Below are 21390 nucleotides of genomic sequence, written 5' to 3' on the forward strand. Positions count from 1 at the left end.
GGCCACCGTCCCGACCGAGGCAGAGGAAGATGACCGTCACCGCTCCCGCGACCGAAACCGCCACCATCATCTCCGTGCGCAAGACCCGCCGAGCTGACCGACCGCCGTCGCGCATCCGGCAGAGCTTCGGCGAGCGCATCGCGCCGTACGTCTACATCGCGCCGTTCTTCGTCATCTTCGCGATCTTCGGGCTGTTCCCGCTCGTCTTCACCTTCTACGTGGCGCTGTTCGACTGGAACCCCATCGGCGAGCAGACCTTCGTCGGACTCGCCAACTTCGAGCGGCTGTTCCAGGACCCCCGCTTCTGGAACGCGTTCGTGAACACGTTCGGCATCTTCCTCATCTCCACGATCCCGCAGCTCCTGCTGGCGCTCGGGCTCGCCCACCTGCTCAACCACGCCATGCTCAAGTGGGCGAACTTCTTCCGCATGGCCCTGCTGGTGCCCTACATCACCTCGGTGGCGGCCACCGCGCTCGTCTTCGCCCAGATCTTCGACCGCAACTTCGGCCTCATCAACTGGGTCCTCGGCATCTTCGGCATCCCCGCGGTCAATTTCCTGTCCTCGCAGGTCGGGTCGTGGATCGTCATCTCGTCGATGGTGATGTGGCGCTGGTTCGGCTACAACACGCTGCTCTACCTCGCGGGGCTCCAGGCGCTCCCGCGGGAGATGTACGAGGCGGCCTCGGTCGACGGGGCATCCGGGTGGCAGCAGTTCATCCACCTCACCATCCCGTCTCTGCGCCCGATCATCATCTTCACCGTCATCATGTCGACGATCGGCGGGCTGCAGATCTTCACCGAGCCGCTTCTCGTGGCACCCGAGTCCGGGCTCACCTGCGGTGGCGGACGCCAGTGCCAGACGCTCGCGCTGTTCCTCTACGAGCAGGGCTTCGGGCAGTTCGAGTTCGGCTACGGCTCGGCGATCGGCGTCGCACTGTTCCTCATCGTCGTCGTCGTGTCGCTCATCAACTTCTACCTGACCACTCGCACCCGGAAGGCGCGCTGATGTCCGACGTCATCGATCAGGCGGTCCCGCAGGCGGGCCAGGAGGCGCTCACTCGTCCGCAGAAGCGTCGCCCCGGGCGCGGGGCCCGGGCAGGCCGCGTGTCGTGGCCCGTCTACCTGATGCTCATCATCGCGGTGCTCGTCAGCGTCTTCCCGCTGTACTACATGTTCGTCATCGCGTCGGTGGGGGCCTCGGCGGTCACCTCGATCCCCCCGCGCCTCTACCCCGGGTTCAACTTCTTCGAGATCGCCGGCAAGGTCTTCGACACCGTGCCGTTCTTCCAATCGCTGCTCAACAGCGTGATCGTGTCGCTGTCGATCGCGGTGATCGCCTCGCTGCTGTGCGCACTGGCCGGCTTCGCCTTCGCCAAACTGCAGTTCCCCGGCCGCAACGCACTGTTCCTGATCGTGCTGCTCACCATGACGGTGCCGGCGCAGCTCAGTGTGATCCCGCAGTACCTGATCATCTCGTGGCTCGACTGGGTCGACACGCTGCAGGCGATCATCGTTCCGGGGCTGGCGAGCGCCTTCGGCATCTTCTGGATGCGTCAGCACATGGCCACGACGCTGAACGACGAGCTCATGCAGGCCGCGCGCATCGACGGGGCCAACAGCTGGCAGATCTTCTGGCGCATCGGCTTCCCCGTCGTGCGTCCGGCGGCGTTCGTGCTCGGGCTCATCACCTTCACGGCGGTGTGGAACGACTTCATGTGGCCGTTCATCGTGCTGAAGTCGCCCGAGCTGTTCACGGTCCAGATCGTGCTGAAGCAGCTGCAGGCCAACCGTACGATCGACCTGGCGCTGACGATGGGCGGGTCGTTCATGGCCACCCTGCCGCTGCTGATCGTCTTCTTCTTCGTCGGCCGTCGCATGGTCGCCGGGATCATGGACGGAGCGTTCAAGGGCTGATGAGCGTGAACGCAGGCGTCGTCGACGAGGGTCGGTGGCGCGATACGACGCTGAGCGCGCGAGAGCGCGCCCAGGCACTCGTCGACGAACTGACTCTGGAAGAGAAGGTCGCGCAGCTGGGGTCGGTGTGGCTCACCGATTCCGCCGACGCCTTCGCCCCCAAGCTCGAGGGCGACGCCGACGCCTCCGACGCCGGTGACCCCTTCACCCACGGCCTGGGTCAGCTGACCCGCGTGTACGGCACGGCGCCGGTGACCGTGCCCGAGGGCGTGGCCCGGCTACGCGAGCTGCAGCGGAAGGTGATCGCGCAGCAGCGGCTCGGCATTCCGGCGCTGGTGCACGAGGAGTGCCTCACCGGTCTCGCCGCGTTCGGCGCCACCGCCTTCCCCACCCCGCTCGCGTGGGCCGCGAGCTTCGACGAAGATCTGGTGCGCGAGATGGCTCGCGCCATCGGCGAGGACATGCGTGCGATCGGCGTGCACCAGGGACTCGCCCCGGTCCTGGACGTCGTGCGCGACTACCGCTGGGGCCGCGTCGAGGAGACCCTCGGCGAGGACCCGTACGTCGTCGGTCAGATCGGTGCGGCCTACGTCGCGGGGCTCGAGAGCGCCGGCGTCATCGCCACCCTCAAGCACTTCGCCGGGTACGCCGCCTCGCGCGGAGCCCGCAACCACGCTCCGGTCAGCATGGGCCCGCGCGAATTCGCGGACACGGTGCTGCCCCCGTTCGAAACGGCGCTCCGGCAGGGCGGGGCCCGCAGCGTCATGACCTCGTACACCGACGTCGACGGCATCCCGAGCACCGCCAACCGCGAGCTGCTGGACGGCGTGCTGCGCACCGAGTGGGGTTTCGACGGCACGGTGGTCGCCGACTACTGGGCCGTGCCGTTCCTGGTGTCGATGCACCGGGTGGCCGCCGACGCCGCAGCCGCCGGTGCGCTGGCCCTGCGGGCGGGCGTGGATGTCGAGCTGCCCTCGACGGTGGCATACGCCGCCCTGCCGCGTCTGGTGCGCGAGGGGCTGGTGGACGAGAGTGACATCGACCGTGCCGCCGTCCGGCACCTGCGCCACAAGATCGAGGCGGGACTCCTCGACGGCGGGGCGATCGTCCCGGACGGTGCGGAACAGGTATGCCTGGACGGCGACCGCAATCGCGCGCTGTCGTCGCGGCTGGCCGAGGAATCGATCGTCCTGCTCAAGGACGACGGCACGGTCCCGCTGCGGCCGGGGGCGCAGATCGGCCTCATCGGCCCGGCCGCCGCCGAGTACCGCAGCCTGCTCGGCTGCTACGCCTTCCCCAACCACGTCCTCACCAAGTACCCCGGACACGACCCCGGCATCGCGATCCCCACGATCGACGACGCGGTGCGCGCCGAGTTCGAGGCATCCGTCGTCGTCACCGAGCCCGGGTGCGCGATCGTGGGCGACGGGAACGCCCGGATCGCGGAGGCCGTGGACCTGGCCCGCGACAGCGATGCGGTGATCCTCGTCGTCGGCGACGTGGCGGGGCTCTTCGGCGCCGGCACCTCTGGCGAGGGATGCGACGCCGAGGATCTGCGACTGCCCGGCCGCCAAGACGAACTCGTGCGGGCGGTCCTCGCGACGGGCACACCGACCGCGCTCGTCGTCGTGTCGGGCCGGCCGTACGCCCTCGGTGACTACGGCGCGGCGGGCATGATCGTGCAGGCGTTCTTCCCCGGAGCCGAGGGGGCCGCCGCCGTCGCCGGGGTCCTCTCGGGGCGTGTGGCCCCGAGCGGAAGGCTGCCGGTGCAGATCCCGCGGTCGCCCGCCGCCGCCGGCACCTACCTGCAGCCGCCTCTGGGCCGGCACAATGCGGGCATCACGGTGGCCGACCCCACCCCGCTGTACCCGTTCGGCTTCGGCCTCACTCCCGGTCGGATCGCCTATGAGGACCTCTCCACGCCGCTCATCGTCCCCACGACGGGAGCAGCCGAGGTGGCGGTGACCGTCGGCAACAGCGGCGAGGACTGCATCGAGGTCGTTCAGCTCTACGCATCCTTCCCGTCGTCGTCCGTGGTGCGCCCCGACGTGCAGCTGGTCGGGTTCGCCCGCATCCACGTGCCCGCCGGGCAGCGGCGCACCGTGCGCTTCACCCTCGAGGCGGCACGGCTGGCCGCCACCGGCGCCGATGGCCGCCTGGCCGTCGACCCCGGTGTCGTGGTGCTCTCGGCGGGGCCGTCGGCCGCCGATCGGCCCGTCGAGGCGCGGGTGCGTCTGTCCGGAGACCGGTGCATCCTCCTCGCCCGGGCGGGCCGGACCGCGTGGGCTGAGGACGGCACGGAAGGAAGGTCAGCGCAGTGACATCAGGACGGACGACATCAGCACCGGACCCAGGGATCCGCGTGCTCGTGTGGGGCGAGAATCACCACGACAAGCACGACGAGACGACGCAGCGGCTGTACCCCGACACCATGCACGGCACGATCGCGGCGGGGCTCCGCCGGCTGCTGCCGGACGACGCGGTCGTCGAGACCGCCACGCTCGACGACCCCGAGCACGGCCTGACCGAGGAGCGACTCGAAGCGACCGACGTGCTGTTCTGGTGGGGTCATCTGCGCCACGACGCGGTCGACGACGTCGTGGTCGAGCGCGTCCAGCGTCACGTCCTCGCCGGGATGGGGCTCGTCGTGCTGCACTCGGGCCATTTCTCGAAGATCTTCATCCGCCTCATGGGCACGACGTGCTCGCTGCGCTGGCGGCAGGCGGACGACCGCGAGCTGGTGTGGACGGTCGCGCCGACGCATCCGATCGCCGTCGGCGTCCCGCATCCGATCGTGATCCCCTCGCAGGAGATGTACGGCGAGTTCTTCGACGTGCCCGTCCCCGACGAGCTGGTGTTCGTCTCCACGTTCACCGGCGGAGAGGTCTTCCGCTCGGGCATGACGTTCTCGCGCGGTCACGGGCGCATCTTCTACTTCTCGCCCGGCGACCAGGAGTACCCCGTCTACCACCAGCCAGAGATCCAGCGGGTGCTCGCCAACGCGGCGGCGTGGGCCAGGCAGGTGCGCCCCCGCGTCGTCCCGCGCCTCACGATGCACCGCGCCGGCGAGTTCGACACGCCCCGCGAGTGGGACGGCGAGGTGCTCGCATGAGGGACGTCGTCGTCGTCGGCGCCGGCGGGATGGGACGCGCGTGGCTCGACACCGTCGCCCGCCGCGACGACCTCCGCGTGAGCGCGATCGTGGACGTGTCGGTAGAGACCGCACGTGCGGCCGCCGGCGAGCGCGGATGGGACATCCCGTGCGTCGCGTCGGTCGACGAGGCCTTCGCGGCGGCAGGACACCCGGGGATGCTGCTGAACGTCACCATCCCCGAGGCGCACCGCGCGGTCAGCGAAGCCGCCCTTCGGCAGGGCGTCCCGGTGCTCAGCGAGAAGCCCGTCACTCCGACGGTGTCGGACGCGCTCGCGCTCGCCGCGGTGAGCGAGCTCACCGGTGTGCTGCTCGCCACCAGCCAGTCCCGGCGGTACTCCGCCGGCATCCGCGCCTTCCGCGACGAGGTGGCCGCCGCCGGGGGCGCGGCGCAGCTGACAGCGCTGTTCTTCCAGAACCCGCGCTTCGGCGGATTCCGAGACGAGATGGAATCGCCCCTCCTCATCGACATGGCCATCCACACCTTCGATCAGGCGCGATACGTGCTCGGCGCCGACCCCGTCTCGGTGTACTGCGACGAGTTCTCGCCGCCGTGGAGCTGGTACCGCGGGGGCGCGGCGGCAGAAGCGGTGTTCCGCTTCGACGACGGCGCCCGCTTCTCCTACTCGGGCAGCTGGTGCGCCGACGGCCTGACGACCTCGTGGAACGGATCGTGGCGCGCGAGCGCCGCCGCCGGCTCGGTGACGTGGGACGGCGAAGCCGGGGTGAGCGCCCAGGGTCGCGACGGAGAGCCGCGGACGGTGCCGGTCGGGGACGGGGACGAAGGGCTCGATGCCGCGCTGGCCGAGTTCGTCGCCGCGCTGGACGGCGGCCCGGTCCCCTCCGGCGAAGTGCGGGCCAACATCTGGAGCCTCGCGATGGTCGAGGCCGCCCTCGCCTCGGCTCGGTCCGGTGAGTCGGTGCGCCTCGACGACGTCTTCGCCGCGGCATCCGCACACGCCGCCGAAGCGGCGCGGGGAGCGGGCGACCACGCCGTCGCCGAGGCGATCACGCGCTGGCGCGAGGCACCGCCGCGCTGACGCCCTTCAGTCGACCACCTCGACGTGCAGGACGGCCGCGCGCTCGGGGTGGAAGACGGGGAAGTCGAGCCCCACGATCCCGAGCGCGGCCCCGCTGAGCACGGGCGCCGCGGCGTCGTCGTCGCCGTCGAGCGTCGCCGCGTCGAGCCAGGCCGGCACCTGCCAGGGCGGACCCAGCGACTCGGGCGCGCTCGCCCTCAGCCGGTAGCGGCGGCTCGGGTCCAGCCCGGGAAGACGCAGGTGCGCCATCGCGTCGGCGCTGGTGGCCGGCGTGACGACGGTGTAGATCGCCTCGTCGCCGGTGGGCGACACGACGCCCCGCAGCGACGGGGCGGCGAGGTCGCTCGAGCCCGACACGGCTCGTCCGGTGGAGATGAGGTCGCGGTGACGACGCCAGCGCGCGATCCACGTCGAGAGCACCTCCCGCTCGTCGTCGGTCAGCTCGCGGATGTCCCACTCGATGCCGAAGTGCCCGAGGAACGCCACGGCACAGCGATACGCGAGCGTGGAGGTGCGTCCGGTGGTGCTCGAGACCGCCGAGGCCACGTGCGATCCCATCATCTCCGGCGGCACGAGCAGGCCCGTCCAGCCGAGGATGTGGAAACGGTCGACGGGGTCGTGACTGTCGGAGGGATGGATGCGGTCGGTGCGCTCGAGGATGCCGAGGTCGACCCGCCCTCCGCCCGACGCGCAGCTCTCGATCTCGAGCTGTGGATGCCGGTGCCGCAGCTCGTCGAGGAGCCGGTACACCGCCAGAGTCTGCTCGTGGACCGCCGGGGCGCCGGTGGCCGGATGCCCGGCGTCGACGAGATCGCGGTTGTGGTCCCACTTCAGATAGCTCACGCCGATCTCGGTGACGAGGGCGTCCAGCCGGCCGAGGATGTGCGCGTACGCGTCGGGATTGGTGAGGTCCAGCACCTGCTGGAAGCGGTAGCGTGCGGGCAGGGTGTCGCGGGCGCGGAGGATCCAGTCGGGATGGGCGCGGGCGAGGTCGGAGTCCTCGTTGATCATCTCGGGCTCGACCCACAGCCCGAACTCCATCCCCAGCGAGCGCACCCGATCGGCGAGGGGCCGGAGCCCGTCCGGCCACGCGTGCGGATCCGGCTCCCAGTCGCCGAGGCCGGCGCGGTCGTCCCGTCGCCCGCGGAACCAGCCGTCGTCCAGCACGAACCGTTCGACGCCGAGGGCGGCGCCCTGTTCGGCCAGCTCGGTGAGGGTTGCGGCATCCTGATCGAAGTACACCGCCTCCCACACGTTCAGGGTGACCGGTCGCGGACGCGTGCCGGCGCGATTGCGCTCCCGCAGGTAGGCGTGGAACCGAGCGGATGCCGCGTCCCACCCGTCGCCGTAGGCGCCGAAGATCCACGGGGACACGTACTGGTCACCGGCCTTCAGGCGCACCTCCCCGGGAAGGAGCAGTTCGCCGCCGCGGAACGCCAGGAAGCCGTCCGTGCGCTCCACGGCGTGCTCGTGGTCGCCGCTGAACCCCACGTGACAGAGCCATGTCTCACCGGTGTCGGCGGCGAATCCCGGCACGCCGAGGGCGAGGACGGTGGTGGCGTCCAGTCCCGTGCGGCCGCGGCGCGAGACCCGCGCATGGGTGCCGCGGACCACGGGGTGACGCTGCGGAATGCGCTCGTGAGCCCATCTGCCGCTGAAGTCGAGGATCTCGCTCGCACGCAGGGGCACCGGGAGTGCGAGCAGCGCTTCGACGACGTCCACCTCGCCCGCTCCGGTGCCGGTGTTGCGCACCCCTACACGTGTGCGCAGCAGGCCGCCGGAAGTGAGATCGATCTCCAGGGTGACCGCGATGCCGGCCCACTCGTCGCTCGCCTCGACGGTGATGCCCGCCGCTCCGAGCGAGGTCGCGCCGACGGCGGCCGCGGTTCCCGCCACATGAATCGGCGCGGCGCGGAAGCGCGGAGACCATGCGCGACCCCCGCGGTGCACGCTCAGCCCGGGTCGTCCGAACCAGCCGCGCGAGTGCTCCGGGAGCACGCTGGGTCGGTACGGCACGTCGGAATCCGCCGACAATCCGGGCCGATCGTCGATGGTGGCGAGCGTGCGCAGGTCGTCGTCCGACACGTCCAGGCGTGCGCCCCAGTGCACGATCGCCGGCAGCTCGTCCCCGCGCTGGGCCACCACCAGCGACACGTCGGCGGATGACAGGTGGACCACGCGAAGTTCGCTCATACCGACCATTGTGATGGTCGAGGGGCAGAGGAGTACAGTCAGAGATCGATCTCACCGAGGAGAAATCGTGACTGCGAACCCTGCCGCGCACCGGTCGGCCGCGCCCCGCCCTGCCGCCGACGCCCCTGGCTCGTCCGCTCCGGCCGCCACCGCCCTCGCGCCCGACCGGGTCCGGCTCACGTCCGGAACGTTCGAGAACCGTCGACGCCTCAACCGCGAGTACGTCGCGTCACTGACCGAGCGGAATCTGCTGCAGAATCACCTTCTCGAGGCCGGGGTCATCGATCAGGCCTGGCACCTGCATCCGTCGCGCGCCGACCTCGTCGACCGCGGTCTCGATCGCCACTGGGGCTGGGAGACCCCGGGGTCGCTCCTGCGCGGGCACTTCCTCGGGCACTGGATGTCGGCCGCGGCGCGCGAGGTCGCCACCACGGGCGACCCGCTGCTGCGCGGTCGTCTCGAGAACGTGGTGGCGGGGCTGGAGCGGTGCCAGGACGAGAACGGCGGCGAGTGGGTGTTCGCCACCCCCGAGTCGTTCCTGCGGCGACTGGGTGAGGGTCGCGAGACCTGGGCGCCCCAGTACGCGATCCACAAGACGTTCATGGGACTGGTCGACGTGTGGCGCGACCTCGGCGACGAGCGCGCGCTGGGGATCGCGCACCGCGCGGCGGGGGCGATCGCACGGTGGGCGCGCGGGTTCGACCCCGGCAGATTCCAGCAGATCCTGGAGGTCGAGACCGGCGGGATGCTGGAGGTCTGGGCCGATCTCCTCGAGGCCACCGGCGACGAGCGGTACCGGGACCTGCTCGACCGCTACTGGCACGGCACCCTCTTCGACCCGCTTCGGGCCGGAGAGGACGTGCTCACCAACATGCACGCCAACACCACGATTCCCGAGGTGCTCGGAGCCGCTCGCGCGTACGAGGTCACCGGCGACGAGCGGTGGCGCGAGGTCGTTACCGCCTACTGGCGGTCGGCGGTCGTCGAGCGCGGCACCTTCTGCACCGGAGGCCAGACCTCGGGTGAGATCTGGACGCCGCCCTTCGCTTTCGCCGCCCGTCGGGGGCCGAAGACCCAGGAGCACTGCTCGGTGTACAACATGATCCGGCTGGCGGACGTGATCTTCCGCTGGACCGGAGACGTCGAGGCGCTGGACTACATCGAGACCAACCTGCACAACGGCCTGCTCGCCCAGCAGAACCCGCGCACCGGCATGGTGGCGTACTTCCTCCCGCTCGAAGGCGGCGCGCGCAAGGAGTGGGGCAGCCCCACCGAGGACTTCTGGTGCTGCCACGGCACGCTCGTCCAGGCGCACACCCGTCATGCGCAGTCAGCGGTGTACGCCGGACCGGGCGCCGCCGTGACGGTGGCGCAGTACGTGCCTGTCCGAGCCGAAATCCCCGAGCGCGACGCGCGCATCGACATCGTCCTCCTCGACGACGCGCGGTACGTCGGCCCCGACGCCAATGCCGGACCCGGCGGCGACCGCCATCGTCCGCGCGCGCTGCGCGTGCGCGTCACCGTCACGGGAAGCGCGAACCGGGTGCGTCTGCGCGTGCCGGCGTGGATTTCGGCCGCGCCCCGCGTGCACACCGAGGCGTCTTGGCACCATGGCGACCGGTGGCTCGAGATCGATCATCCCGGGGGCGAGACCGAGATCGCCGTGGAGTTCCCCTTCGCCGTGCGGACGGTGCCGATTCCTGACGAGCCGGCGACGATCGCCTTCGTGGAGGGTCCGGTCGTGCTGGCGGGCCTGGTCGATCACGAGGTGTCGCTCATCGGCGATCCGGGCGATGCGGCCACGATGCTCGCGCCCGACGACGAGCGGCAGTGGACCCAGTGGCTGGTGCGCCATCGCAGCGTGGGGCAGCCGCAGGCGATCCGGTTCGTGCCGTTGCACGAGGTGGTCGACGAGCGCTACTCGGTGTACTTCCCGGTGCGCCCGGCGTAGCTGCGCCGATCTCTAGATCGCGGCGCGGGTCGAGCCGCGCTCGACGAGCTCGGTCGGCATGACGATCGCATCGGGTGCGACCTCTTCGCCCGCTGCGGAGCGGGCGAGGAGCCGCACCGCGGTCGCCGCCATCTCGCGGATCGGCTGACGGATCGTCGTGAGGGACGGATGCAGCCACCGTGCGCCTCGAACATCGTCGAAGCCGACCACGAGCACGTGGCGGGGGATGGTGAGCCTGCTGTCGGCGACGGCCCGATAGGCGCCGGCGGCCATCTCGTCCGAGCAGGCGAAGATCCCCACCGGCCCCTCGCCGCCGAGCTCCGACAGCGCCCGTGCACACGCGCGGCGAGCGTCCCACGCGCTCCAGTCCGCGCTCGTCCGCACGCACGGCGCATGGGGCGCGAGCTCGCCCAGGGTGGCGGTGAACCCCTCGACGCGCGCTCGGCCGTAGCGGTAGGAGGGGGCGCCGCCGATGACGACGAAGCGACGGGCTCCCCGCGAGATGAGGTGCTCAGCGGCCGCCGAGCCTCCTGCCCGGTCGGTCGTGCGGACGCTCGGCAGGGGCCTCGACGCCTCGGACGGCGGCTCCATCAGCACCAGGGGGATGCCGGCGCGCTGCATCGCGGCGATCTGCGCGCTCGTGGGGGTGATGAGACCGGTGACGACGCCGGCGGAGCCGCGGGAGCGGATGCGTTCGGGCCAGTCGTCGGCCGGGTCGTCCCGCTCAGCTGTCAGGACGAGGTCGTAGCCGAGCGACGAGGCGGTGGTGCGGGCGCCGGCGGTGATCTCCTCGGTGTACGGGTCGTGGAAGTGCCCGAGCACGAGGTCGAACATCAACGCGGTGCCGCGGCGCGGTCGGCCCCTCCCTGCGCCGGTGCCGGGATAGCCGAGCTCGGCGGCCGCGCGGAAGACCCTCGCTCGCGTATCGGCGGACATCTCGCCGCGCGCGCGGAGCGCCCGCGACGCCGTGGCGATGCTCACCCCCGCGCGCTCGGCCACCGCGCTGAGGGTCACCCGTGCACCGTCGCTCACGCATCGATTTTTGCGCAAAGTTCATCCGGTTCGCATCCGCGCGGTGGCATTGTGACGGCGTAGCACCCGTCGATGCGGAGGGATGAGGTCGATGACGACGACTCACGAGGGACGCCGCGCCTTGATCGTGCGCGGGGGATGGGAGGGTCACCGACCCGTCGAGGCGACCGAGATGTTTCTTCCGTTCCTCGAGCAGCGGGGCTTCGACGTGCGCATCGAGGAGTCCAACGAGGTCTACGCCGACCGCGACGAGATGGACCGCACCGACCTGATCGTGCAGTGCGTGACGATGTCCGAGATCTCGGCCGATGCGCTCAAGGGCTTGCGCGGCGCTGTCGAGCGGGGCACGGGACTGGCCGGGTGGCACGGCGGCATCGCCGACTCGTATCGCGACAGCTCCGACTACCTGCAGCTGATCGGCGGTCAGTTCGCCACCCATCCGTCCAAGCACCCCGATGCGCGTGAGGGTGACGAGCGCGACAACTTCCTCTGCTACACCGTGGATCTCACCGAGCTCGGGCGCTCGCACGAGATCATGGCCGGTGTGGAGGACTTCACCCTTCGCACCGAGCAGTACTGGGTGCTGAGCGACGACCTCAACGACGTGCTGGCCACGACCACGCACCCCGTCCAGCCGCATCACCCCTGGCAGCGCCCCATCACCTCGCCCGCCGTGTGGACGCGCGAGTGGGGGCAGGGCCGCGTCTTCGTCGCGACTCCGGGCCACAGCCTGTCGGTCCTCCGCGACGTCAGCGTTCGCACGATCATCGAAAGAGGGATGCTGTGGGCGACTCGCAGTTCCTGACGTCGGCCCGGCTGCGGGAAAAGCGAAACCCCCGCGATGTAGAAGCTACGCGAGGGTTCCTGGGGTGACTGTAACGATCACCCTTGTGGCTCCGACCGGCATCGATCCGGTGACCTTTCGATTTTCAGTCGAACGCTCTACCAACTGAGCTACAGAGCCGCACGGTGGTTTCTCTTGCAAGACCTGCCGCGTCCTAGACGAAAGGCCCTCTTCGAGAAAAGGGCCCGTCGCTCGGAGCGACCCTGACGGGACTTGAACCCGCGACCTCCGCCGTGACAGGGCGGCACGCTAACCAACTGCGCTACAGGGCCATGCTTATTGATTTGTGTGGAGTGACCCCAACGGGATTCGAACCCGTGCTACCGCCGTGAAAGGGCGGCGTCCTAGGCCGCTAAACGATGGGGCCGGGTGAACCTTGGGGGCTCACTGCCGAGGACCAAGCATACGTAATCGCCGGGCAAAACGCGAATCGAGGGCGCGCCGCTCTTGTGGAACGTGCGGCGGAGGCGGAGACTTGCGCAGTGACCGCTGCCCGAAGCGGCGGCGGACGTGCGCAGGTGGGGGTTTGCGCATGTTACCGATGTTGCTAGTGTGAAAAGAGTGACGCCGCGAGGGGAGGGTCCGGTGCAGCTCGATGAAGTCACCGCGAAAGCCTCATCCGACGATGCCGTCGACGACTGCGGCTGCGCTCCCACTCCGCTCGAGCAGCGTCGACTGTGGCCCTCGATGAACCGCCGCACCGCGCTCGGACTCGGCATCCTCGGCGTCGCCGCGCTCAGCGCAGGCGGCGCAGTGCTCGGGCCGCTGGTGAGCCCCGCGTTCGCCGCCGACTACCCTTCGTGGGACGACGTGGCCGCGGCCAGGGCGAACGAGGCCGCGAAGGCCGCCGAGATCGTCAACATCCAGAACCTGATCGCCGGGCTCGAGGCCGATGTCGCCTCGAAGCGGCAGATCGCGCAGCAGCTGGCCGACGAGTTCTACGTGGCGCAGCAGGAGTACTTCGATGCGGCCCTCCGCGCCGACCAGCTCCAGCAGCAGGCCGACGAGCAGGCGGCGGCTGCGCTGGACGCCACCAACAAGGCCGGACGCGTCGCCGCGCAGCTGTACCGCAACGGCGGCGACGACACGTCGCTCGAGCTCTTTTTCGCCGGGTCGGCCTCCTCGGCCGACGATCTGCTCGCGCGTCTGGGCACGATGGACAAGCTCGTCCAGCGCAACCAGGCGGTGTACGCCCAGGCCGTCACGGCACGGGATTCGGCACAGAGCCTCAGTGACCAGGCCGCCGTGCAGCGCACAGAGCGCGACCGCCTGCAGAAGATCGCCGAAGAGAAGATGGCGGCAGCCCAGAAGGCCGCCGACGAGGCGCAGGCCGCCCTCGACGCGCAGAACGCCAAGCGCGGCGAGCTCGAGGCGCAGCTGGCCGCCCTCCAGGACACCACCGCCAAGACGGTCGCCCAGTACGAAGAGGGCGAGCGCGTGCGCAAGGCGGCGGAGGAAGCAGCCCGCGCCGCCGCGGCCGCAGCCGCGCGCGCCGAGGCCGAGCGCATCGCGCGCGAGCAGGCGGCCGCCGGAGGCGGGGGCGGTGGAGGCGGCGGAGGCGGCGGCGGCGGAGGCGGCGGCGCGGTCATCGGGACCGGATGGGCTCGCCCGTCCTCCGGATGGCGCAGCTCCGGATACGGCCCGCGCACCGTGCAGTGCGGCAACAGCTACTGCTCGAGCGGATTCCACTACGGCGTCGACCTCGCCGCCGGGTGCGGGGCCGGCATCTACGCGGCATCCGCAGGACGCGTCGTCTACGCGGGCTGGAACGGCGGCTACGGCAACTACATCAAGATCGACCACGGCGGCGGCATCGGCACCGGCTATGCCCACATCCGCTCGGGCGGCATCTTCGTCGGCGTCGGCCAGTGGGTCGGCGCGGGGCAGCTCATCGCGAGCGAGGGCAACACCGGCAACTCGTTCGGCTGCCACCTCCACTTCGAGACGTACTGGAACGGCTACCCCGTCAACCCGATCTACTTCATGGCCGACCGCGGCATCTCGGTCTGACCCGCAGACGTCCCAGAACGACGAAGAGCGGATGCCTCGGCATCCGCTCTCCGTTTGTGCACAGGTCAGAGCGTGTTCGGTGCGACGCCCTCACCCTGGGTCTTGGTCTGGCCCTCGTGCTCGGCGAACCGTGCGAAGGCCTCGTCGACGAGCCGCTCGGCCTCGGCCGCGTCCGCCCACTCGTCGACCTTGACCCACTTGCCGGGCTCGAGATCCTTGTAGTGCTCGAAGAAGTGCGTGATCTCCTTCTGGGTGTACTCCGGGATGTCGGCGACGTCCTGGATGTGCGCCCAGCGCGGGTCCTTGGCGAGCACGGCCACGACCTTGTCGTCGCCGCCGGCCTCGTCGCTCATCTTGAGCACGCCGACGGGGCGCACCTGCGCGAGGATGCCGGGGGCCAGGTCGTGGTCGAGCAGCACGAGCACGTCGAGCGGGTCGCCGTCCTCGCCGAGGGTGTTCTCGAAGAAGCCGTAGTTGGTCGGGTAGCCCATCGGCGTGTAGAGGATGCGGTCGAGGAACACCCGGCCCGTGCCGTGGTCGACCTCGTACTTGATCTTGCTGTTGCGCGGGATCTCGATGACGGCGTCGTACGCGCCCATAGCGGTGCTCCTTCGAAGACTGTGGATTGCCGCGACAAGCCTAGTTCCGGTGCTCGGCCGGTCCCTAACTGCTCAACGCCGTCGCGAATCCGGGCGACACGCCGGTGCGCACCCCCGCGACGCACGGATCCTCGCGAGGGCGCGCGGCGTCGGCCGGTACCGTGGGTCGCGTGACCGACCGCCGACCCGGACTCGACCCCGCCGTCGCCGAGGTGCGACTGGCGGTCCGCCGCGCCCTCACCGGCCTCGCGCAGGGCTCGACGGTGATCGTGGCGCTGTCCGGCGGGGCCGACTCGCTCGCGCTGGCCGCCGCGACGGCGTTCGAGGCGCCGAAGCTGGGGCTGCGGGTGGCCGCGGTCATCGTGGACCACCGGCTTCAGGACGGATCGGCGGATGCCGCGGCCGCCGCGGCCCGGCAGGCCGAGGCGCTCGGGCTCGGGGCGCACGTCACCCGGGTCGAGGTCGGAGACGCGGGCGGGCCGGAGGCGGCTGCCCGCGACGCGCGCTACGGCGCGCTGCGCGCCCACGCCCGCGCGGCGGGGGCCACGGCCATCCTCACCGGTCACACGCTCGACGACCAGGCCGAGACGGTGCTGCTGGGCCTCGCGCGGGGTGCCGGGGCCACGAGTCTGCAGGGGATGGCGGATGCCGCGGATCTCGACGGCGTCGCGCTCCTGCGCCCGCTGCTGGGCGTGCGGCGGGCCACCACGCACGCGGCCTGCGCGGCCGCGGGGCTGACGCCCTGGCACGACCCGCACAATGCCGACGCCCGCTACGCGCGGGTGCGCGTGCGCCAGACGGTGCTGCCGGTGCTGGAGGCCGAGCTCGGGCCGGGCATCGCCGAGGCGCTCGCGCGCACCGCGGCCCAGCTGCGCGAGGACGCGGAGGCCTTCGACGAGATGATCGACGAGACCATCGAAGACCTCGTCGAGCATGCGGAGGCCGGCATCTCGGTCTCGGCCGCGGCCCTCGCCGCGAATCCCGCCGCTCTCCGCCACCGCATCATCCGTCATGTCGTGTCCAGCGAGTTCCACGAGAGCCTGACGCGCACCCAGACCCTCGAGGTCGCACGGCTCGTGACCGACTGGACGGGTCAGGGCCCGATCGATCTGCCCGGATGCCGCGCCCGCCGCGTGGGCGGCCGGATAGAGTTCACCGCCCGCTGACGCCGCGATCGCGGGGCCGGCGCTACGCCTGCGGACATGGGGAAATGTACCCCTCGGCCGCTGGATCCGACCCCGCTAGCGTGTGTCGAGACATGGCCGACGTCGCATTCGAAGACTCCGACTTCGCCGCGGCGACCTCGCACCTCACGCGGGCGGGAGTCGCCCCGGTCGACCCGTTCTGCCCGTCGCTCGCCGCCGTCGGCTCCGACGTCGTGGCGTCCGCGGTCGGCGACGTCGACGCACTGATCCGCCAGGCCATGAGCGCGCTGGCCGGGGTCGCGGCGGAGCTGTCGGCGGACGTCGACACCGTGCACACCGAGCTGCGCGCCCTGGATGCCCGGATGGCGGGGGCCGGCGCATGAGCCTCCCGGGCCTCGCCGCCGATCCCGGCGAAGGAAGCGTCGACGCCATCCGCGACCTCGCGGGGCTCTTCCGGGGCCGCGCGGCCGTCGAACGGGACCAGAGCGCATCCGCCCGCGCGGCGCTCGCGGCGCTCGCCGCCGTGACGGCTCGGAGCGTCGACGCGCTGCGGCCGCGCGTCACGGTCGCCCAGGGGCGGTTCACGGCCGTCGCCGACGCGGCCGACGAGGCGGCGGGGGTGCTCGACGGCTACGCCGACGCCGTCGCCGACCTCCAGCGCCGCGCGGAAGCCGCGCTCCAGCGGGCCGCGGCCGACCACGCGGCGATCGGCTCGCGGCGGGAGGCGGCTCTCGATGCGGCGTCGGAGTTCGTGGTCGGGTGGGCACTGGACTGGGACGACGTGCTGCCGTCGTGGCTGTACATCGACGACCCGTCGCTGCTCCACAGCTGGCAGGCCGCGATCGACGACTACCGGTCGTCGCGCGCCGCGTACAACGCTCTGCGCGAGGAGCGGGACCGGCTCGACGACGACACGGCCGCCCGGCTCGCGGCGATCCCGCTCATCACCGAGCTCACGCACGACGGCGCGGTGGGCAGGGGCGGGTTCGTGGCGGCGACCGCGCTGTGGGCGGGTGACACCGACGCCGTGACGGCGGAGCAGATCGCCGCGCTCGCCGATCCGGGTCTCGTGCGGCAGGTGTGGGACAGCCTCAGTCACGCCGAGCGGGAAGCGCTGATCGCCGGCGCCCCGCACGTCATCGGCAACCTCGACGGGGTCCCCATCGGCGACCGCGTCGCCGCGAACCGCCTGAACATCGAGGACGAGATCGCCGCCCGGCGCGCCGAGATCGAACGGCTGCAAGCCGCCCGCGACGCGGCGCTCGGCCGCGCGTATCACAGCCGCGACGCCGTCGAGCAGGCGTACGGGGCGCTCATCGCCGAGCAGCAGCGCCTCATCGACGCGTACGAGGGCCTCCTCACGCAGGAGATCCAGGTCATCGACGCGTCCGGTGCGAGCCGCACCGAGATCGGCGCCCGCGTCGTGGTCTTCGACCCGGCGCGTCAGGCGATCGCCACGTATCACGGCCCGCTCGACCCGGTCACCGGTGACATCCCGGCGTGGGTCACGTCCGTCGCCGTCTCGGTTCCCGGCACCGGCTCGGACATGACCGCGTTCGGAGACGCCCGCGCGGCCGACCTGCAGGCGGCGGCCGGTCGCACGTCGGCGGTGTTCCAGTGGGCCGGTGGCGCGTTCCCGCAGTCCATCCCCGAGGCCATGAGCACGTCGTACTCGCACGCCCTCGCTCCGCGCCTGCGGGACTTCACAGCGGGGATCGTGGTCCCGGCGGGCGCGACCACGACGGTGCTCGGGCACAGCTACGGCGGGGCGACGGTCGGCCTCGCCGAAGCCGCCGGCCTCCGCGCCGACCGCGTGCTGTACGTCGCCGCTGCGGGCATGGGCGACGGCGTCTCGGGCGTCGCCGATTTCCCGCATACTTCAGACGTGCCCCACTACGCGATGATGAGCCGCAACGACATGGTCGTGGGGCTCATCCAGGGTCGCGAGGGCGATCTCCACGCGCTGCACGGGCAGTCCACCCTGACCGCCGACGGCGTGATCCGGCTGGAGACGGGCGTGATCGACGCCGCTCGCGCCGACAGCGACGACATCGAGGACTACAACGTCCCGGGCAACGGCACGCCGAGCGCCATCGACAGCCACAGCTCGCTCTACACGCCCGGGTCGACGGCGTTCGAGAACATCGTGGCGGTCATCACCGGCGGCGATGCCGAGGTGTTCGCCGACGACGAGATCGTCGTCGCCGGTGGCCGCCCCATCGTGATCGACGGCATCGACCGCGACGACTACGAGCCGGTCTACACGGAGGTCGACTGAGGCATGCGCCGACTCCTCGCCGCCGCCGCCGCGGTCTTCTTCGCACTCCCCCTCGGAGGATGCAGCATGACGCCAGAAAGCCGGCTCGACGAGTACCACGCTGAGGCCGATCGGCTTCTCGAGGACACCGTCGCGCTGATCCCCGACGACCTCGCTCCCGCCTCGGGCTTCAGCGAGTCCGAGCCGCGCTTCGGCCCGAGCGAGGGATCAGCTGCGGCATCCGATCCCGCCTGGTGGCAGGCGCGCGAGAGCGTCAACCTGGCTCCGCAGACGGATGCCTCCGCCGACGCCGCCGCGGCGATCGCGGCGTCACTGGAGTCCGACGGGTGGCGCCAGGCCCGCGTGCGCGAGACCGAGGGCGGGGACCGCATCGCCGACGGCTTCCGGCGCGAGGTGGACGGCGACCAGTGGTACATCGAGGTCACCTGGGTCAGGACGAGACCCGAGATGGCGGAGGTCGTCGAGGTCCTCGTCGTAAGCCCTCAGACCGTTCGCGGCTCGGCCGCCACCGCCCCGTAGACTCGTCGCATGCGTGCGGCAGACGTCTCCAGCGAGATCACGGAAGTCCTCGTCACCGAGGAGGAGATCCAGGCCAAGCTCGAGGAGGTCGCCGCCCGGGTCGCCGAGGACTACGAGGGCAAGGACCTCCTGCTGGTGGGCGTCCTCAAGGGCGCCGTCATGGTCATGGCCGACTTCTCGCGGGCACTGAAGATGCTCGCGCCGATGGACTGGATGGCCGTGTCGTCCTACGGTGCCGGCACGAAGTCCAGCGGCGTCGTGCAGATCCGCAAGGACCTCGACACCGACATCCTCGGCAAGCACGTGCTCATCGTCGAGGACATCATCGACTCCGGTCTGACCCTCAGCTGGCTGCTGGAGAACTTCGCGGCCCGCGGCGCGGCATCCGTCGAGGTCTTCGCCCTGCTGCGCAAGCCCGAGGCGGCCAAGGTCGAGGTGCGCTGCAAGTACGTCGGCTTCGACATCCCGACCGAGTTCGTCGTCGGCTACGGCCTCGACTACGCCGAGCGGTACCGCAACCTCCGCGACGTCGCCGTGCTGGCCCCGCACGTCTATTCCTGACGCCCCCGCCGATTACGCCCGGGGCGAATGCACAGTCAGCGCCTAGGAAGCCCGCGATACCCTGATTCAACCGTCGACGGGCCCTTTCCGTCTGCGGCGGAACGTCGACGAAAGGGGTCGGGCTCTCGCCCGCACCATGGACTTCAAGAAGATCACACGCAATCCGCTCTTCTACGTCCTGCTGATCGGGGTCTTCCTCATCGTGGGTTTCTCGCTCATCTCGAGCCTGAACGGCGCGAAGCAGATCTCCACGCAGGAGGGGCTCGAGCTCCTCGCCGGTGACACCGTCGCCGAGGTCGTCAACACCGACGGCGATCAGCGCGTCGACATGACGCTGTCGAAGGAGTACGACGGCGCGAGCGACGTGCAGTTCTACTACGTCTCCGCGCGCGCCGACGAGGTCGTCGAGGCGATCAACGCGGCCGAGCCCGAGGACGGCTTCAACGACGCCGTCCCGCGCGCGACCTGGTTCGACGGCTTCATCTCGCTGCTCCTGCCGATCCTCCTTCTGGGCCTGCTCTTCTGGTTCCTGCTCTCCAGCGCTCAGGGCGGCGGCAGCAAGGTCATGCAGTTCGGCAAGTCGCGCGCCAAGCTCGTGACCAAGGAGATGCCGCAGGTCACCTTCCAGGACGTCGCCGGCTCCGACGAGGCCATCGAGGAGCTCGAGGAGATCAAGGACTTCCTGAAGGACCCGTCGAAGTTCCAGGCCGTCGGCGCCCGCATCCCGAAGGGCGTGCTGCTGTACGGCCCTCCCGGAACCGGCAAGACGCTCCTCGCCCGCGCCGTCGCGGGTGAGGCGGGGGTGCCGTTCTACTCGATCTCGGGTTCGGATTTCGTCGAGATGTTCGTCGGCGTCGGCGCCAGCCGCGTGCGCGACCTGTTCAACACCGCCAAGGACAACTCCCCGGCCATCATCTTCATCGACGAGATCGACGCGGTCGGCCGCCACCGCGGCGCCGGCATGGGCGGCGGTCACGACGAGCGCGAACAGACGCTCAACCAGATGCTCGTCGAGATGGACGGCTTCGACCCCAAGGTCAACGTCATCGTGATCGCGGCCACCAACCGCCCCGACATCCTCGACCCGGCCCTTCTGCGCCCCGGCCGCTTCGACCGTCAGATCGGCGTCGACGCGCCCGACTTCAAGGGTCGCGCCAAGATCCTCGAGGTGCACGGCCGCGGCAAGCCCCTCGCCGACGGCGTCGACCTCGAGGTCGTCGCCCGCAAGACGCCCGGCTTCACCGGCGCCGACCTCGCCAACGTCCTCAACGAGGCCGCCCTCCTCACCGCCCGCTCGAACGCGCAGCTCATCGACAACCGCGCGCTCGACGAGGCGATCGACCGCGTGCTGGCCGGCCCTCAGCGCCGCACGCGCGTCATGAAGGACAAGGAGAAGCTCATCACGGCCTACCACGAGGGCGGCCACGCCCTCGCGGCGGCGGCGATGAACCACACCGACCCGGTGACGAAGGTCACGATCCTGCCCCGCGGGAAGGCACTCGGCTACACGATGGTGCTGCCGCTGGACGACAAGTACTCCGTCACGCGCAACGAGCTGCAGGACCAGCTCGCGTACGCGATGGGCGGCCGCGTCGCCGAGGAGATCGTCTTCCACGACCCGACCACCGGCGCATCGAACGACATCGAGAAGGCGACCAGCATCGCCCGCAAGATGGTCACCGAGTACGGCATGACCGGCGACATCGGACCGGTCAAGCTGGGTCAGTCCTCGGGCGAGGTCTTCATGGGCCGCGACATGGGTCACGGGCGCGACTTCTCGGAGCGCATCGCCGAGCGGGTGGACGCGCAGGTGCGCGACCTCATCGAGCAGGCCCACAACGAGGCCTACCAGGTGATCAACGACAACCGCGACGTGCTCGACACGCTGGCGCTGGCGCTCCTCGAGAAGGAGACGCTGGACCACATCGAGCTCGCCGAGATCTTCAAGGACGTCAAGCGCCTCCCTCCGCGCCCGCAGTGGCTCTCCAGCGAGCAGCGGCCGCCGTCGTCGCTGCCGCCGGTGGACGTGCCGCACCGCCGCGACGAGGCCGGCCTCGCCGCGAGCGTCGAGGCCGAGCAGCCGGCGGCCGAGAAGGCGCCCAAGCGTCGCCCCAGCGGGCAGGCGCGGCCCGCGACCGCGTAGGCTCGGCCC

General features: G+C 70.9%; 17 protein-coding genes and 3 tRNA genes. 14 read left to right on the top strand and 6 right to left on the bottom strand.

Annotated elements, in window-relative coordinates; translation table 11 throughout:
* Positions 1–29: 29 nt before the first annotated feature.
* The 5 genes from ACWGUG_RS03970 to ACWGUG_RS03990 are packed head-to-tail and all read left to right on the top strand — an operon-like array spanning position 30 to position 6106.
* A complete protein-coding gene (locus ACWGUG_RS03970; protein ID WP_452323895.1) occupies positions 30–1007 on the top strand; it encodes a carbohydrate ABC transporter permease in 978 nt (325 codons plus the stop codon).
* The gene (locus tag ACWGUG_RS03975) at positions 1007–1915 is read left to right on the top strand and encodes a carbohydrate ABC transporter permease (RefSeq protein WP_336393820.1); all 909 of its coding nucleotides are present in this window, start codon (positions 1007–1009) and stop codon (positions 1913–1915) included. Before ACWGUG_RS03970 ends, ACWGUG_RS03975 begins: the two co-directional genes overlap by 1 nt.
* A complete protein-coding gene (locus ACWGUG_RS03980) occupies positions 1915–4236 on the top strand; it encodes a beta-glucosidase (protein WP_452323896.1) in 2322 nt (773 codons plus the stop codon). Before ACWGUG_RS03975 ends, ACWGUG_RS03980 begins: the two co-directional genes overlap by 1 nt.
* Before the next feature lie 35 nt (positions 4237–4271).
* On the top strand, positions 4272–5027 hold the full coding sequence (locus ACWGUG_RS03985; RefSeq protein ID WP_452324191.1) for a ThuA domain-containing protein: 756 nt from the start codon (positions 4272–4274) through the stop codon (positions 5025–5027).
* Complete coding sequence (locus ACWGUG_RS03990) at positions 5024–6106, top strand: Gfo/Idh/MocA family protein (protein WP_452323897.1); 1083 nt, start codon at positions 5024–5026, stop codon at positions 6104–6106. Before ACWGUG_RS03985 ends, ACWGUG_RS03990 begins: the two co-directional genes overlap by 4 nt.
* 6 nt (positions 6107–6112) lie before the next feature.
* Here the strand turns inward: ACWGUG_RS03990 and ACWGUG_RS03995 are convergent, their stop codons facing one another.
* Entirely contained in the window at positions 6113–8299 is a 2187-nt protein-coding gene (locus tag ACWGUG_RS03995; protein WP_452323898.1) for an alpha-galactosidase, read from the bottom strand.
* Positions 8300–8366: 67 nt separating this feature from the next.
* On the opposite strand from ACWGUG_RS03995, the gene ACWGUG_RS04000 reads away from it, so the two are divergent.
* On the top strand, positions 8367–10250 hold the full coding sequence (locus tag ACWGUG_RS04000) for a beta-L-arabinofuranosidase domain-containing protein (protein WP_452323899.1): 1884 nt from the start codon (positions 8367–8369) through the stop codon (positions 10248–10250).
* Positions 10251–10262: 12 nt separating this feature from the next.
* On the opposite strand, the gene ACWGUG_RS04005 is transcribed toward ACWGUG_RS04000, so the two are convergent.
* Positions 10263–11282, bottom strand: coding sequence for a LacI family DNA-binding transcriptional regulator (locus ACWGUG_RS04005; protein WP_452323900.1), 1020 nt, complete (start codon positions 11280–11282; stop codon positions 10263–10265).
* 91 nt (positions 11283–11373) lie between these two features.
* On the opposite strand from ACWGUG_RS04005, the gene ACWGUG_RS04010 reads away from it, so the two are divergent.
* Entirely contained in the window at positions 11374–12087 is a 714-nt protein-coding gene (locus ACWGUG_RS04010; RefSeq protein ID WP_452323901.1) for a ThuA domain-containing protein, read from the top strand.
* An 86-nt stretch (positions 12088–12173) separates the two neighbouring features.
* On the opposite strand, the gene ACWGUG_RS04015 is transcribed toward ACWGUG_RS04010, so the two are convergent.
* The 3 genes from ACWGUG_RS04015 to ACWGUG_RS04025 form a co-directional block, all read right to left on the bottom strand.
* Positions 12174–12246 (bottom strand) — tRNA-Phe (locus ACWGUG_RS04015).
* Positions 12247–12324: 78 nt separating this feature from the next.
* Positions 12325–12398: transfer RNA gene (locus ACWGUG_RS04020), tRNA-Asp, on the bottom strand.
* A gap of 22 nt (positions 12399–12420) precedes the next feature.
* A tRNA-Glu gene (locus ACWGUG_RS04025) sits at positions 12421–12493 on the bottom strand.
* 218 nt (positions 12494–12711) lie between these two features.
* Here ACWGUG_RS04025 and ACWGUG_RS04030 point away from each other — a divergent pair.
* Positions 12712–14136, top strand: coding sequence for a M23 family metallopeptidase (locus ACWGUG_RS04030; RefSeq protein ID WP_452323902.1), 1425 nt, complete (start codon positions 12712–12714; stop codon positions 14134–14136).
* A 65-nt stretch (positions 14137–14201) separates the two neighbouring features.
* Here the strand turns inward: ACWGUG_RS04030 and ppa are convergent, their stop codons facing one another.
* Entirely contained in the window at positions 14202–14735 is a 534-nt protein-coding gene (ppa, locus tag ACWGUG_RS04035; RefSeq protein ID WP_336393812.1) for an inorganic diphosphatase, read from the bottom strand.
* Between the two features lie 170 nt (positions 14736–14905).
* Between ppa and tilS the strand changes: the two genes are divergently transcribed.
* The 6 genes from tilS to ftsH all read left to right on the top strand — a co-directional run bounded on the left by tilS (position 14906) and on the right by ftsH (position 21381).
* Positions 14906–15901: a tRNA lysidine(34) synthetase TilS gene (tilS, locus tag ACWGUG_RS04040; RefSeq protein ID WP_452323903.1), complete on the top strand. Its 996-nt coding sequence runs from the start codon at positions 14906–14908 to the stop codon at positions 15899–15901.
* 92 nt (positions 15902–15993) lie between these two features.
* A complete protein-coding gene (locus ACWGUG_RS04045) occupies positions 15994–16263 on the top strand; it encodes a hypothetical protein (protein ID WP_452323904.1) in 270 nt (89 codons plus the stop codon).
* A complete protein-coding gene (locus ACWGUG_RS04050; RefSeq protein WP_452323905.1) occupies positions 16260–18158 on the top strand; it encodes an alpha/beta hydrolase in 1899 nt (632 codons plus the stop codon). Before ACWGUG_RS04045 ends, ACWGUG_RS04050 begins: the two co-directional genes overlap by 4 nt.
* 66 nt (positions 18159–18224) lie before the next feature.
* On the top strand, positions 18225–18677 hold the full coding sequence (locus ACWGUG_RS04055; RefSeq protein WP_378879728.1) for a hypothetical protein: 453 nt from the start codon (positions 18225–18227) through the stop codon (positions 18675–18677).
* A gap of 9 nt (positions 18678–18686) precedes the next feature.
* Entirely contained in the window at positions 18687–19238 is a 552-nt protein-coding gene (gene hpt, locus ACWGUG_RS04060; RefSeq protein ID WP_336393807.1) for a hypoxanthine phosphoribosyltransferase, read from the top strand.
* Positions 19239–19374: 136 nt separating this feature from the next.
* Positions 19375–21381, top strand: a complete 2007-nt coding sequence (gene ftsH / locus ACWGUG_RS04065) for an ATP-dependent zinc metalloprotease FtsH (RefSeq protein ID WP_336393806.1) — start codon at positions 19375–19377, stop codon at positions 21379–21381.
* The last annotated feature ends 9 nt before the right edge of the window (positions 21382–21390 follow it).

The organism is Microbacterium sp. NPDC055455, assembly GCF_053619935.1.